Raw genomic sequence first — 13,961 nt, forward strand, 5'->3', positions numbered from 1 at the left:
AATGCCGCACAGGCCGAAGCCGCCGACGGCAATCGTCTGGCCGTCCTTGACGATGCCGGATAACGCGCTGGACGCGTCGGGATAGACTTTATTCACGTGTCTCCTTTCGATTCTTATAGGTTCAAATGTCAGCAGGCATCATAGGACGCTGGTAGGGCAGCAACAATACGGTAAAAATACCTAGAATCGTCTCCAGGCCTTAGAATTCGGAATCCTGACCAGTATTTTTACGATACAAGAATTAGCAACGGACAATGAGCAACCCGCATCTCGTCGACTTTGAACAAGTATTCATGCATGCCCCGATCGGCATGTGCGTTTCGCACAATCGCGTGATCCAGCAAAGCAACCTGGCGCTGGCGAAGATGTTCGGCTATGCGCCTGGGGAATTGTCGGGCCAGTCGTTCATGGTGCTGTATCCGACCGCAGACGAATTCGAGCGTACCGGCGTGCGCCTGGTGCCCATCCTCAACGAAAAGGGCTTCTACTCCGACGAGCGCATCATGAAGCGCGCCAGCGATGAGATGTTCTGGTGCCACGTGACCGGCGCCTCGCTGGTGCAAGGCGATCCGCATGCGGCCGGTATCTGGACCTTCGAGGACGTCAGCGCCAAGCGTCCGCTGGCGCCCGGACTGACGCCGCGCGAGCGCGAGATCGCGGCGCTGCTGGTGGAAGGCAAGACCAGCAAGCTGATCGCGCGCCAGGTCGAACTGAGCCCGCGCACGGTGGAAATGCATCGCGCCCGGCTGATGCGCAAGTTCGGCGCTTCGACGTCTTCGGAACTCGTGCACAAGCTGCTCAGCATCACTCCCTGATACCGGCTAGCCCTCTCCCCATTCCGGTTCGTCGGTAAACCGTTCCGCCAGAAAATCCAGCATGGTGCGCAAGGTTGCAGGCATGTGCTTGCGCGAGGCATACACGCCATAGATATCGAGTACGGTCGGCTCGTGTTGCGGCAGCAGCGCCACCAGCTTGCCGGACGCCACATACGGCGCGGCCGCATAGGACGGCAGATGCGCGATGCCGGCGCCGGCCAGCGCCGCGGACAGCAACACCATCGCCTCGTTGGCGCTGATATTGCCGCTGACCGCGACCGAGCTGTGCTTACCCTTGTGATCGAACTCCCACAGGCTTTTGCCGACATAGGAATGCGTCAGGCAGTTATGCAACGCCAGATCCGCGACCTTTTTTGGCGTGCCGTGTTCGCGCAGATAGGCGGGCGAAGCGCAAATCGTCGAACGGCACACCGACAGCCTGCGCGCGATCAGATTGGGATCGAGGCGCGTGGTCATGCGAATCGCCAGATCGATGCGTTCTTCCACCAGGTTGACGGTGCGGTCCAGCATCATCAGGTCGACCGCCACACCGGGATAGCGTTTGCAGTATTGCGCCACGGCGCGCACCAGCTGCGGACCGAATGAAGTCGTCGTGGTGATGCGCAACAAGCCCTTGGGCGCTTGTTGCGGCTGATTGACGGCGTTCTGCAAATCGCTCGCAGCCGTCAGCATCTGGCGGCAACGCTCCAGCACATCGTTGCCTGCCGGCGTCAGGCTCAGACGCCGCGTGGTCCGGTGCAACAGCCGCGCGCCTACCCATTCTTCCAGCTCCGCCAGGTAGCGAGAAATCACCGGCCGCGACATGTCCAGTTGCAAGGCCGCCGCCGACTGGCTGCCGCTGTCGACGACGCTCACAAACACCTGCATTGCGGTCAATCTGTCCATATTGCGCTCTTCATCCGTGTGGCCTTATATGACCGATTTTAGAAACAAACTATGTTTCATTATGCTGTTTTTCCAAAACAAATAAGTCATTAATCTTCGTTTGTCGCACTTTTCCCTGCGTTTAAACCTTTTGGAGAGATGAACATGCATTCGAGCTTTCACACAATTTCCCGTCCGCTGCTGGCGCTGGCTGCGGCGGTCGGCATTTTCGCCGCCGGCACTGCCGCCGCGGCAACAACCGCATCCAATGACGCCCTCAAGCTGGACGTCTACAACCCCGGCGACAGCGCGCTGTTTCCGGTCAGCTCGGTACTGGTCAGCGGCAAGCAGGATGCCATCCTGGTCGACGCGCAATTCGGCCGCGGGCAGGCGCAACAGGTCGTGGAAAAGATCCGCGCCAGCGGCAAGAAACTGGTGGCTGTCTATATCAGCCACGGCGACCCGGATTATTACTTCGGCCTCGACACCATCAAGGCCGCCTATCCCGACGTGAAAATCCTGGCGACCCCGCAAACCGTGGCCCACATCAAGGAAACCGTCGCCCACAAGCTGGCCTTCTGGGGACCGAAGCTGGGCGCCGATGCACCGACGCAAACCATCGTGCCCGATGTCCTCGACGGCAATTCGTTGACGCTGGAAGGCAAGAAGCTGCAAGTAATCGGTCTCGACGGCCCGCAACCTGAGCGCAGCTTCGTCTGGATTCCGTCGATCAAGGCGGTAGCCGGTGGCGTGGTGGTGGACGGCAACGAACACGTCTGGATGGCCGATACGCAAGGCGAAAAATCCCACAAAGATTGGCTGCTCACGCTGGCGCGCATCGAAAAGCTGAAACCGAAAACCGTCATCCCCGGCCACTACGCTGCCGGTGCGCCGATGACCATCGCCTCGGTGAAATACACCCGCGACTACATCAAGGCCTTCGACGCTGAAACTGTCAAGGCTGCCGACTCCGCCGCACTGATCGCAGCAATGAAAGCGCGCTATCCCGGCGCCACCAATCTTTCGGTGCTGGAATTGTGCGCCAAGGTCGCCAAGGGCGAGATGAAGTGGTAAGGCGGGTCAACGCACATTGATCAACGAGGTTCCGTCTTGAATAGCCGGCGCACATGCGCCGGCGTTTCACGTTAGGCTACCGGTCTCTCTTCAAGGAACGCATCATGAGTACTTACGACACCAGCAGCAGCACGGCGCTGCATTACATCTACGACCCGCTGTGCGGCTGGTGCTACGGCGCCGCGCCGCTGGCCGCAGTTGCACGCGAAATCATGCCGGTAATCGGCCATGGCGGCGGCATGATGATGGACGCCAACCGCCAGCAGGTCAGCCCGGCCCTGCGTGATTACGTCATGCCATACGATCATCGGATCGCGGAATTGACCGGCCAGCCATTCGGCGACGACTACTTCAACGGGCTGCTGCTGGATGAGACCGCCGTCTTCGATTCGGCGCCACCGATCAAGGCGATTCTGGCGGCGGAAGACATCTCCGGACGCGGTCTCGACATGCTGGCACGTTTGCAAGCCGCCCACTACGTAGAAGGCAAGCGTGTTGCCGATGAAGATGTGCTGCAAGCGCTGGCGGCTGAACTGGGATTGAATGGGGAGGCATTCGCGCAAGCGTACGGCCGCGTCGGCGAAGAAGAATTGCAGCAGCACATCGCCGCCAGCCGCCGCTTGCTGGCGCAGGTCGGCGGTCACGGCTTTCCGACTTTCGTGCTGGAACAGGACGGCCGTTTCGAAGTGCTTGATGCCGGCCGCTGGCTGGGCGAACCCGATGCGTGGCGCGAGCATCTCGCCGCATACACGCATCGCTGAATCGACTCAGACAGGCAAGCCGAGTTCTCGCAATTGCTTCACCGTCTCGGCGCAATCGACATGATGAATCGCATGCCAGCCGAGGCGGCGCGCCGCTTCGACGTTCTTCGCCGAGTCATCGAGGAAGACCAGCTCCGACGGCTTCAGGTTGGGCAGATGCTTGCCGTAGCGCGTCAGCGCGATCTGGTAAATCACAGCGTCCGGCTTGATGCACTGCTCCGTTCCCGACACCACGATGTCGCGGAATATCTGCAGGAAATCATAGTTCGCCAGCGCGTACGGAAACGTCTCCGAAGACCAGTTGGTCAAGCCGAACAAGGGTACATCCTTGTCATGCAAGGTGCGCAGCAATTCGACGCCGTCATGCAGCGGCCCGCGCAGCATTTCCGTCCAGCGATCGTAAAACGCGCGAATCATCGGCTCGTGTTGCGGATGTTCGGCCAGCAGCAACTCGGTGCCATCTTTCAGCGTGCGGCCGCCGTCCTGGCGGATGTTCCAGTCGGGCGAACAGACATTGGTGAGAAAGTGTTCGCGCTCGGCGGCGTCGGGAATCAGGTCTTGATACAGGTGCAGCGGATTCCAGTCGAACAGCACGCCGCCGAAGTCGAACACCACGGCGCGAATGCCGGCCGAACTTGCATAGTCAGGGTTGAATTTTTGCATCAGGCGACCATCAGTTGAATGTTGAAGGAATGTTCTAGACATCAAAGCGTGCGGAAAAATTCATACAACTCGGGCGCATCCGCATACGCCACGTTGAAACGGAACCACGGCTGATCCGGCGGCGTGAGGTGGAAAAATTCCCCCGGCGCCAGCCAAATGCCCTTTTGCCGCGCGCGATCGGCGATATCGCGTGCGCTCAGGTCGCAGCCGTCCAGCCGCGCCCAGGAGAACATGCCGCCGCGCGGCGTGGTGAACGGCGTCAGGCCGGTCTCGCTGAGCTTGCCGTTGACGCGCGACTGCGCGTTGAGCAGCGACGCCGCCAGGTTCTCAACGTGGCGGCGATGGTGGCCTTCGGTCAGCACGCTGTGCACCAGGCGTTCGTTGATTTCGGAATTGGTCAGGCTCAGCACCATCTTGGTATGCACCAGCTGGCGCGCCAGGTCGCGCTGGCAGGCGATGAAGCCGAGGCGCAGCGACGGCGCGATGGTCTTCGAATAACTGCCGACGTAGATCACGCGCTGCAAGCCATCCAGCGCCGCCAGCATCGGATCGGTCGGCTGCCCCAGTTCGCGGAAGATGTCGTCCTCCACCACCCAGAAGCCATGACGCTCGGCCGCCTGCAAGACACGCATCGCGCAGGCCGGCGTGTACGATGTGCCGGTCGGATTGTGCAACACGCTGGTGGTGAAAAACAATTTCGGCTTGTGCGTACGCGCCAAAGTTTCGAGCATCTCGGTGTCGACACCGGTGGGCGTACGTGGAATGCCGATTACGTTGAGGTCGGCCATCCTGAGCATGGCGATCAGGTTGCAATAACCGGGGTCGTCGACAAACACCGTATCGCCGCGCTTGACCATGGTGCGGATGATCAGGTCCAGGCCCTGCGTGGCGCCGTGCGAAGTGAGCACCTGATCGAGCGAGACTTCCAGCGACCAGTTGGCCAGGAACTGGCAGATGATCTGGCGCAGCGGCGCGTAGCCGTAGGGGTGGCCGTAGCCGACCTGCTGCGCGCCGGGCGAGCGGATGATGCGGCGTTCGGCCTGGTGCAGGCCTTCGTCGTCCAGCCATTTGCCGGGTAGCCAGCCGCAGCCGGCTTTGATCGGCACGCGCTCGTCTGCGAACATTTCCGACAGCAGCCAGGCTGAATCGATGACCGGATCAGGCGGTGTGAAGGCCATCGCCGGCGGCGGGTTGGCGCCCTTGGGCGCGATGAAGAAGCCGGCGCCGCGCCGCACGATCAGGAGGCCGCGCGCGACCAGTTGCTCATAGGCTTCCACCACGGTCGAGGCGCCGATGGCGTGCGACTCGGCGAACTGGCGCACCGACGGTAGCCGTTCACCCGAACGCAGCGCGCCCTGTTCGATCAATTGCGCCAATCCGTTCACCACTTGCTCGACCAGGCGGTTGCTCCCACTTCTGGAGCCGCCCTTTGCACCGTTGCGCTCCAATGTCAGGTAAACCGCTTCACGCTGGACCTTCGCCATCATTTCCTCGCTGTTGCCAGCCGTCGACATGATTCTGATCTTGTCGGACGGGCAAGTGTCATCAATACAGATTGTTGAAATAAACAATACAGTTCTTCGGTTAATTCCAAAGTGTATCTAACAATCCGGGCCGCGTCTCGCAATAATCAAGCATCTTCAACCGCCCGAGGTGCGCCTGAAATGAACAAACCACTGTCTTCTTCCGACCTGTCCGCCTATTGGATGCCCTATACCGCCAACCGCAACTTCAAAGCCAGCCCGCGCATGCTGGTCTCGGCGGAAGGCATGTATTACCGCGACGACGCCGGCAATGCCATTCTTGACGGCACTGCCGGCCTGTGGTGCGTACCGCTGGGCCACGCCCAGCCGAAGATCGTCTCGGCCGTCCAGAAGGCCGTGGCGACACTCGACTACGCCCCCTCCTTCCAGCTCGGCCATCCGATGGCGTTTGAACTGGCCGAGCGCCTCAAGCAATACACCGGCGGCCGCTTCTCGCAAGTGTTCTACACCGGCTCCGGTTCGGAAGCAGTCGACACCGCCCTGAAAATCGCCCTGGCCTATCACCGCATGCGCGGCGACGCCACCCGCACCCGCCTGATCGGCCGTGAGCGCGGCTATCACGGCGTCGGCTTCGGCGGCATGTCGGTCGGCGGCATCGGCGGCAATCGCAAGACCTTCAACTCGGCCTTGCTGCAAGGCGTCGATCACCTGCCGCACACCCATAACCTCGAAAAGAACGCCTTCACCAAGGGCGAGCCTGAATACGGCACCCATCTGGCCGATGAACTGGAACGCCTGGTCACGCTGCACGACGCCTCCAACATCGCCGCCGTGATCGTCGAGCCGGTCGCCGGCTCCACCGGCGTGCTGATTCCGCCCAAGGGCTATCTCAAGCGTCTGCGCGAGCTGTGCACCAAGCACGGCATCCTGCTGATTTTCGATGAAGTGATCACCGGCTTCGGCCGCCTGGGCACGCCGTTCGCATCGGACTACTTCGGCGTCGAACCGGACATCTTCACCACCGCCAAGGGCCTGACCAACGGCGTGGTGCCGATGGGCGCCGTGTTCGTCAAGCCGCACATCCATGAAGCCTTCATGAACGGCCCCGACGGCATCGAACTGTTCCACGGCTATACCTATTCCGGCCACCCGCTTGCCTGCGCCGCCGGCCTGGCGTCGCTCGACATCTTCGAACAGGACGGCATCCTCGAACACGCCAACAGCGTCGCCGATTACTTCCAGGAAGCAGCGCATTCTCTGCGCGGACTGCCGAACGTGATCGACATCCGCACCATCGGCATGATCGTCGGGATCGAGCTGGCATCGATCCCCGGCAAGGTCGGCGCACGTGCTTACGACGCCTTCCGCCGCGCCTTCAACGACGGCATCCTGATCCGCGTGACCGGCGACATCATCGCCTTGTCGCCGCCGCTGATCATCGAGAAGAAACACATCGACGAACTGTTCGGCAAGCTCGCCGCCATTTTGAAAACATTAGATTAAGAACCAAGGAAACAAGTCAGCATGGAAAAGATTACCCACTTCATCGGCGGCCGCCGCGTCGACACCAACAGCGACCGCTACGCCGATGTCTTCAACCCTGCTCTGGGCGTGGCAGTCGCACGCGTTGCGCTGGGCACGGCGGAAGAAGTCAATGATGCCGTCACCGCAGCCGCTGCCGCTTTCCCGGCCTGGTCCAACACGCCGCCGCTGACGCGTGCGCGCGTGCTGTTCAAATTCCTGAACCTGATCCAGCAGCATGCCGACGACTTCGCCGCGATTCTCACCCGCGAACACGGCAAGACCTTCTCCGACGCACAAGGCGAAGTCGCGCGCGGCATCGAAGTGGTTGAGTACGCGGTCGGCATTCCACAAATGCTCAAGGGCGAATACACCGACCAGATCGCCCGCGGCATCGACGCCTGGTCGATGCGCCAGGCGCTGGGCGTGGTGGCCGGCATCACGCCGTTCAATTTTCCGGCGATGGTGCCGATGTGGATGTTCCCGATCGCACTGGCCTGTGGCAACTGCTTCATCCTCAAGCCTTCCGAACGCGATCCGTCGGCCTCGCTGCTGATCGCCGAGTTGCTGCAGCAAGCCGGATTGCCTGACGGCGTCTTCAGCGTCATCCAGGGCGACAAGGTCACCGTCGATGCGCTGCTCGATCATCCTAAAGTCAAGGCCATCAGCTTCGTCGGCTCGACGCCGATCGCCGAATACATCTACGCGCGCGGCAGCGCCAAGGGCAAGCGGGTCCAAGCCTTGGGCGGCGCCAAGAATCACATGGTGGTCATGCCGGACGCCGACATGCAAGTCGCGGTCGATGCGCTGATCGGCGCAGCCTACGGTTCGGCCGGTGAACGCTGCATGGCGATCTCGGTGGCGGTCGCGGTCGGCGACGCCGGCGACAAGCTGGTTTCGGCACTGGCCGAACGCACCCGCAATCTGAAGATCAACGACGGCATGGAAAAGGACGCCGAAATGGGTCCGGTCGTGACCGCGGCAGCAAAGGCGCGTATCGAAGGATTGATCGGCAAGGGCGTCGAGGAAGGCGCAACACTGGTGGTCGATGGTCGCGGCTTCAAGGTGCCGGGTCGTGAAAACGGTTTCTTCGTCGGCGGCACGCTGTTCGATCACGTCACTCCTGAAATGACTATCTACCAGGAAGAAATTTTCGGACCGGTGTTGTGCGTGGTGCGCGCCCCCGATGTCGCTACCGCAGTCGAGCTCATTAACAATCATGAATACGGCAACGGCGTCGCCGTATTCACACGCGACGGCGGCGTCGCGCGCGAGTTCGTGCGTCAGATCGAAGTCGGCATGGTCGGCGTCAACGTGCCACTGCCGGTGCCGATGGCGTTCAGCAGTTTCGGTGGATGGAAGCGCAGCCTGTTCGGCGATCATCATGTCTACGGTCCGGAAGGCGTGCGTTTTTACACCCGCGCGAAAGCCGTGATGCAGCGTTGGCCGAACACCGCCAGCGCCGGCGCCGAGTTTGCTTTCCCGCAAATGAAGTGAGCTTGAAAGAAAAATGAAAACGGCGATTTCTTCATAGACAAAAACGGCATGAGCGAACCTCATGCCGTCGCCGTTTTCAGAACCGGTTTTAGCATGTGAATTATTGGTGCGAAAGACGAATTTGATGGTGCAGAACGATACTGAAAATGCACCGTCATCTGCAGAAAGGAAAGATTAAATTCATCAAAAGAAAAATCCCTCCGGGAGGTAATTCACGTAGCATGCAGTAACGCGAAAAAACAAAATGCAGACGTGAAAAAAGACACGATCATGCAGCCATTCGCGGCAGTAAAAATATAAAAACGAACAGAGACATTAATCCAGGAGGAGCAAACATGATCCATCGTCATCATGCATTGCGGCGTTCGCACATTCGCGTGCGCACAAGGTCGCAAAACCGTCATATTCACACTGCTTTTACCAAGGTAAACGCGGTGCATTTCCTCATATCCCTGCAATAGCTTTCCCCGTATTTTTGCCTCTGGCGACGTCATGATTTTTCATCGTCACGGGCATGGAACTTGCGTCACAATACCCCGACTCAATTGCTGATCAACCCTTTCAATGCGCAGTCATTTTTTGGAGATGTGAATATGATGAAACGTCGTGATTTTCTCAAGCTGTCCGCCCTCGCCGCACCTGGCGCGCTGTCCTATACCGATGTCTTTGCGCAAGCCGATGCGATCCAGTTCGGTTGCCCTGTTCCTATGTCGGGTCCGTTCGCCGCCAACGGCAAGTACGCCGACATGGGCATGAAGCTGGTGCTGCAAAAATACGGCAAGGTGCTCGGCAAGAATCTGACTTACACCACGCTCGACACCGAAGGAAAACCGGCGACCGCGGTGCGCAAGGTGCAGGAAACAATGGAAAAGGGCACACGCTTTTTCGCCGGCGGCATCCTCTCCGGCGAAGCGCTGGCGATGGGCAAGGAAGCGGAAAAAGGCGGCAGCATTTTCATCACCACCGCAGGCGCCGATGAAATCACCGGCAGCGATTGCAACCGCGCCACCTTCCGCTGGTCGGTGCCGACCTTCGGCGCGATCGAACAAACCGTGCGTCCGCTGCTGGAAAAGATGCCCAACGCCAAGCGCTGGTACACCATCACGCCGCAGTACGTGTTCGGAGACGGCTTGCTGAGCGCGGCCAAGGCGATCTTCAAGGAAAAAGGCATCGAGCACGTCGGCAACAGCTACCACTCGCTGGCCGAGAAGGAATTCAGCGGCTACCTCACCAACGCCATGGCTGCCAAACCGGACGTCCTGCTGCTGCTGAACTTCGGCTCGCAATCGTCGGACACGCTGCGCCAGGCGGTCAGCTTCGGCATGAAGAACAACTGTACGATCCTGATGGCCTGGGCTTCGGGCCTGGAACAGTTCGAAACCCTGGGCGCAGACATTTGCGACGGCGTGTACTTCGGCGCGCAATACTGGCACGCCATTGATGCGCCGTTCAACAAGGAATTCGTCAAGACGGTCAACGACGCACTAAAGATTGACCCGAACTACAGCCTGGCCGGTTCCTACATCTGTACCAAGATCGTGCTCGACGCCATCATCAAGGCCAACAGCACCGATCCGAAGGCAGTCATCGCGGCGATGGAAGGCATGAAGTACGAAGGCCTGACCGGCACCGAAGAAATCCGCAAGGGCGATCACCAGGTCATCAAGAACTACTACCTGCTCAAGGGCAAGGCCAAGTCGAAGATGCGCAACAAGAATGACTATGCGGACATCATTTCGTCCGGCAAGTCCTTCCTCGCGCTCGACAAGACGATGTGCAAGCTGGGTTGATTCTGTTGGCGTAAGTTTGTTTCTGCACGGCGCCGTATGTATGCTTCCCTCATACGGCGCCAACTCCGCACATTACTGCAAGCTGCTTGCATAAGCGTTTCGAGGTTTCATGAATATCTATCTGCTGCAAATTGCCAACGGCATCGGCATCGGCATGCTGTATTTCCTGCTCGCGGTGGGCCTGTCCATCGTGTTCGGGCTACTGCGTTTCGTCAATTTTTCGCATGGCGCATTTTTCCTGCTGGGTGCTTATTTCTGCTTCCAGCTTGGCGAAATGGGCGTCAATTTCTGGTGGTCGCTGCTGATCGCGCCCATCGTGGTCGGCTTGTTTGCATTTCTGGTCGAGCGCTTCGTCCTGCGCCACATTTATGCATTGCCCCATCACTTCCATATTCTCTTCACAGTCGGCCTGGCGCTGGTGTTGCAGGAGGCCGTGATCTCTTATTGGGGCCCGCTGGGCAACAATATTTCGCCGCCGGATATCTTGCAGGGTGTGGTCATGGCCGGCGGTTTCGTCTATCCGAAATACCGTCTGTTCGTGATCGCTTTCACCGCTGTGATGGCGCTGCTGTTGTGGTGGATTCTGGAAGGCACGCGCCTCGGTTCCATCGTGCGCGCCGGCAGCGAATCGACCGAAATGGTGTCGCTGCTGGGTCTCAATATTGATCGCATTTTCAGCCTGGTGTTTGCACTGGGCGCGTTCACCGCCGGCCTGGCGGGCGCCCTGGCGGCACCGATCCGCGGCGTCGAACCCTTCATGGGAGTGGAGGCCCTGGGCATCGCGTTCGTGGTGGTGGTGATCGGCGGTCTTGGAAGTTTCTCCGGTGCGCTGGTGGGCGGCATCCTGGTCGGCATCGTGCAAAGCGTGATGAGCACGGTGTGGTCGGAAGGCGCGCATCTGATGATTTATGTGGCGATGGCGGCGGTGATGCTGCTGCGTCCCAACGGCCTGCTCGGCCGCGCCAGCTGAGGAGAGTACCTTGAAACATATCGCTCATTTCCGCTTTACCCTGCTGGTCATCGCCGTGGTCTTGTTGCTGCCGCTGTGCATCGGCTCCGGCACGCTGGCGACTGAAGTATTGATCTATGCACTGGCCGCACTCGGCTGCAATCTGCTGCTCGGGTATACCGGGCTGATGTCGTTCGGCCAGGGGATTTTCTTCGGCATCGGCAGTTACGCCACCGGTCTGGCGTTGTTGCACCTGAAGGCGCCGCTGCTGATTTCGCTGTTGATCGCCGCACTCATCGGCGGGCTGATTGCGCTGCTGGTCGGCTGGTTCTCGATTCGCCAGCGCGGCACCTATTTCGTCATGCTGACGCTGGCGTTTGCGCAGATGTTCTACTTCCTCGCTTACACGATGAAGGACATCACCGGCGGCGACAACGGCTTGCTCGACATCCCGCGTCCAAACCTATCCGTGCTGGGCCACACGCTGTTGCCGACCACCACGTCGTGGCAGTACTACAGCTTCGTCGCGATCCTGTTCGTGGTGGTGTTCTGGCTGTTGCAGCGCGTGGTGGATTCTGTACTCGGACGCACGCTGCTGGCCGTGCGCGACAACGAGGCGCGCGCGTCTGCGGTTGGCTATGACATCACCCTGCTGAAGCTGGCCGCATTCGTCATCTCCGGTGCCGTGACCGGCCTCGCGGGTGGTTTGCACGCAATGATGACCGGCGTCGCACCGCTGTCCAACATCGAATACCACACCAGCGAATCGATCCTGATCATGACCGTGATCGGCGGCACCGGCAACCTGTTCGCGTCGGTGCTGGGCGCGTCGTTCTACGTGATTGTCGGCAACTGGCTGTCGACGCTGTGGCCGCGCTGGCTGATGCTGCTCGGCTTCCTGCTGATCGGCGTGAGCCTGTACATGCACAAGGGCTTGTACGGTTTGGCGCAATCGCTGTTGCAACGTTTCCGCCCCGGCGCAAAACCGATGGCGGACGTCGCCAAGGAGATCCACTGATGAGTACGCCCATCCTAAAAGCGGTGAACGTCACCAAGCGCTACGGCAAGTTCACCGCCGTCAACAACATCACGCTGGATATTCTGCCGGGCACCGTGCATTCGGTGATCGGCCCCAACGGCGCCGGCAAGACCACGCTGTTCCATACGCTGACCGGCACCACGCCGATCACCGAAGGCAGCATCCTCGTAGAGGGCCAAGAAGTCTCACACCTGCCCGGCTACAAGCGCGTGCGCAAAGGCCTGGCGCGTTCGTTCCAGGTGACCAGCCTGTTCCCCAACCTGAGCGTGCGCGAGAACCTGCGGCTGGCGGCACAAGGCACGCGTCCGGCGCAGGCGCTCAATCCATGGAAGCGGCCCGAGTTGCTGCGCCAGGCCTGCGACGTCGCAGAGCAACTGGTGGCGCGCCTGAACCTGCAGGCCGTCGCCGATCGCCTGTCCTCCGAACTCTCGCACGGCCAGCAACGCCGCCTCGAAGTCGGCATGGCGATGGCGGGTCAGCCGAAGGTGATCTTCCTCGATGAGCCGACCTCCGGCATGGGCATCGACGACATCGCCGAGATGAAGAAACTGATCCACAGCCTGCGCGACAACTACACCGTGGTGCTGATCGAACACAACATGGACATCGTGATGGACATCTCCGACAGCATCACCGTGATGCAGCAGGGACAGATCCTGGCGCAAGGCAAGCCCGACGAAATCCGCAATGACGACCGCGTGCGCCGCGCTTATCTGGGCAGCATGATCACTGGTGGAAAGAACGGAGGAAAAGCATGATCCTCAACGTACAGGACATTCACGGTTATTACGGTAAGAGCCATGTGCTGCAAGGCGTGTCGCTGCAGGTTGCGGCCGGCGAAGTGGTGACGCTGCTGGGCCGCAACGGCGCCGGCAAGAGCACCACCTTGAAGAGCATCGTCGGCGTGGTGCAGCCGCGCCAGGGCAAGGTCATGTTCGAAGGCAACAACGTCGCCGGCCTGCCCGCTTACAAGATCGCTGCGCGCGGCGTGTGCCTGGTGCCGGAACATCGCGGCATCTTCAAGCTGCTGACGGTGGAAGAAAACCTCACCATGGCGGCACGCAAGGATTCGGCCTGGGGACTCGAAGACGTGTACAAGATCTTCCCGCGCCTGAAGGAACGCCGCAAGAACGGCGGCGGCCAGTTGTCCGGCGGCGAGCAGCAGATGCTGGCAATCGCGCGCGCGCTGATGACGCATCCCAAGGTATTGATGCTGGACGAGCCGGTTGAGGGACTGGCGCCGGTGATCGTCGACGAGATCGTCGCGCAGATCAAACTGATCAAGGCCACCGGCATGTCGATCATCCTGGTCGAGCAGAATCTGGAGGTCTGCACGCAACTGGCGGATCGGCATTACATTGTGGAGCAGGGACGCATTGCCTATACCGCGACCAATGCGGAATTTCTCGCCGACGACAGCGCGAAAGATCGCTATCTTGGCGTGAATTTAGCTGCATGAGTAGCTGCCTGATTTAACCCAAAC

14 protein-coding genes are annotated in these 13,961 nt (G+C 60.3%); 10 read left to right on the forward strand and 4 right to left on the reverse strand.

From position 1 onward, the window contains the following. The coding region (locus ACIROY_RS23250) for a CoA-transferase (RefSeq protein WP_402278782.1) at positions 1-96 on the reverse strand (96 nt) is incomplete at its 3' end. Positions 97-254: 158 nt separating this feature from the next. Here ACIROY_RS23250 and ACIROY_RS23255 point away from each other — a divergent pair. Further along, positions 255-815 carry a LuxR C-terminal-related transcriptional regulator gene (locus ACIROY_RS23255; protein ID WP_402278968.1) on the forward strand — a complete coding sequence of 187 codons (561 nt, stop codon included), beginning with the start codon at positions 255-257 and terminating at the stop codon, positions 813-815. A gap of 6 nt (positions 816-821) precedes the next feature. Here ACIROY_RS23255 and ACIROY_RS23260 read toward each other — a convergent pair whose 3' ends face one another. Beyond that, positions 822-1,721, reverse strand: coding sequence for a LysR family transcriptional regulator (locus ACIROY_RS23260; RefSeq protein WP_402344539.1), 900 nt, complete (start codon positions 1,719-1,721; stop codon positions 822-824). Between the two features lie 144 nt (positions 1,722-1,865). Between ACIROY_RS23260 and ACIROY_RS23265 the strand changes: the two genes are divergently transcribed. Then, positions 1,866-2,774 (forward strand): MBL fold metallo-hydrolase, encoded by a 909-nt coding sequence (locus ACIROY_RS23265; RefSeq protein WP_402344542.1) that lies wholly within the window; start codon positions 1,866-1,868, stop codon positions 2,772-2,774. Between the two features lie 104 nt (positions 2,775-2,878). Further along, positions 2,879-3,535, forward strand: coding sequence for a DsbA family protein (locus tag ACIROY_RS23270; protein WP_402344545.1), 657 nt, complete (start codon positions 2,879-2,881; stop codon positions 3,533-3,535). A gap of 6 nt (positions 3,536-3,541) precedes the next feature. On the opposite strand, the gene ACIROY_RS23275 is transcribed toward ACIROY_RS23270, so the two are convergent. Beyond that, positions 3,542-4,198, reverse strand: coding sequence for an HAD family hydrolase (locus ACIROY_RS23275; RefSeq protein ID WP_402278961.1), 657 nt, complete (start codon positions 4,196-4,198; stop codon positions 3,542-3,544). A gap of 41 nt (positions 4,199-4,239) precedes the next feature. Next, the gene (locus tag ACIROY_RS23280; RefSeq protein ID WP_402278976.1) at positions 4,240-5,682 is read right to left on the reverse strand and encodes a PLP-dependent aminotransferase family protein; all 1,443 of its coding nucleotides are present in this window, start codon (positions 5,680-5,682) and stop codon (positions 4,240-4,242) included. 180 nt (positions 5,683-5,862) lie between these two features. On the opposite strand from ACIROY_RS23280, the gene ACIROY_RS23285 reads away from it, so the two are divergent. From ACIROY_RS23285 to ACIROY_RS23315, 7 genes are all read left to right on the forward strand, one after another. Beyond that, positions 5,863-7,185 carry an aspartate aminotransferase family protein gene (locus tag ACIROY_RS23285; RefSeq protein ID WP_402278959.1) on the forward strand — a complete coding sequence of 441 codons (1,323 nt, stop codon included), beginning with the start codon at positions 5,863-5,865 and terminating at the stop codon, positions 7,183-7,185. Positions 7,186-7,206: 21 nt separating this feature from the next. After that, positions 7,207-8,700: a CoA-acylating methylmalonate-semialdehyde dehydrogenase gene (locus ACIROY_RS23290; protein ID WP_402278957.1), complete on the forward strand. Its 1,494-nt coding sequence runs from the start codon at positions 7,207-7,209 to the stop codon at positions 8,698-8,700. Positions 8,701-9,296: 596 nt separating this feature from the next. Further along, entirely contained in the window at positions 9,297-10,490 is a 1,194-nt protein-coding gene (locus ACIROY_RS23295) for an ABC transporter substrate-binding protein (RefSeq protein ID WP_402278974.1), read from the forward strand. A 109-nt stretch (positions 10,491-10,599) separates the two neighbouring features. Beyond that, entirely contained in the window at positions 10,600-11,460 is an 861-nt protein-coding gene (locus ACIROY_RS23300) for a branched-chain amino acid ABC transporter permease (RefSeq protein ID WP_402278955.1), read from the forward strand. Positions 11,461-11,470: 10 nt separating this feature from the next. After that, the gene (locus ACIROY_RS23305) at positions 11,471-12,457 is read left to right on the forward strand and encodes a branched-chain amino acid ABC transporter permease (protein WP_402278953.1); all 987 of its coding nucleotides are present in this window, start codon (positions 11,471-11,473) and stop codon (positions 12,455-12,457) included. Further along, positions 12,457-13,236 carry an ABC transporter ATP-binding protein gene (locus tag ACIROY_RS23310; protein WP_402344548.1) on the forward strand — a complete coding sequence of 260 codons (780 nt, stop codon included), beginning with the start codon at positions 12,457-12,459 and terminating at the stop codon, positions 13,234-13,236. Before ACIROY_RS23305 ends, ACIROY_RS23310 begins: the two co-directional genes overlap by 1 nt. Then, positions 13,233-13,937: an ABC transporter ATP-binding protein gene (locus tag ACIROY_RS23315; protein WP_016833809.1), complete on the forward strand. Its 705-nt coding sequence runs from the start codon at positions 13,233-13,235 to the stop codon at positions 13,935-13,937. The genes ACIROY_RS23310 and ACIROY_RS23315 overlap by 4 nt, the downstream gene beginning before the upstream one ends. Positions 13,938-13,961 lie beyond the last annotated feature (24 nt).

The sequence above is a fragment of the Herbaspirillum sp. NPDC101396 genome, from assembly GCF_044767365.1.
Lineage (GTDB): Bacteria > Pseudomonadota > Gammaproteobacteria > Burkholderiales > Burkholderiaceae_D > Herbaspirillum.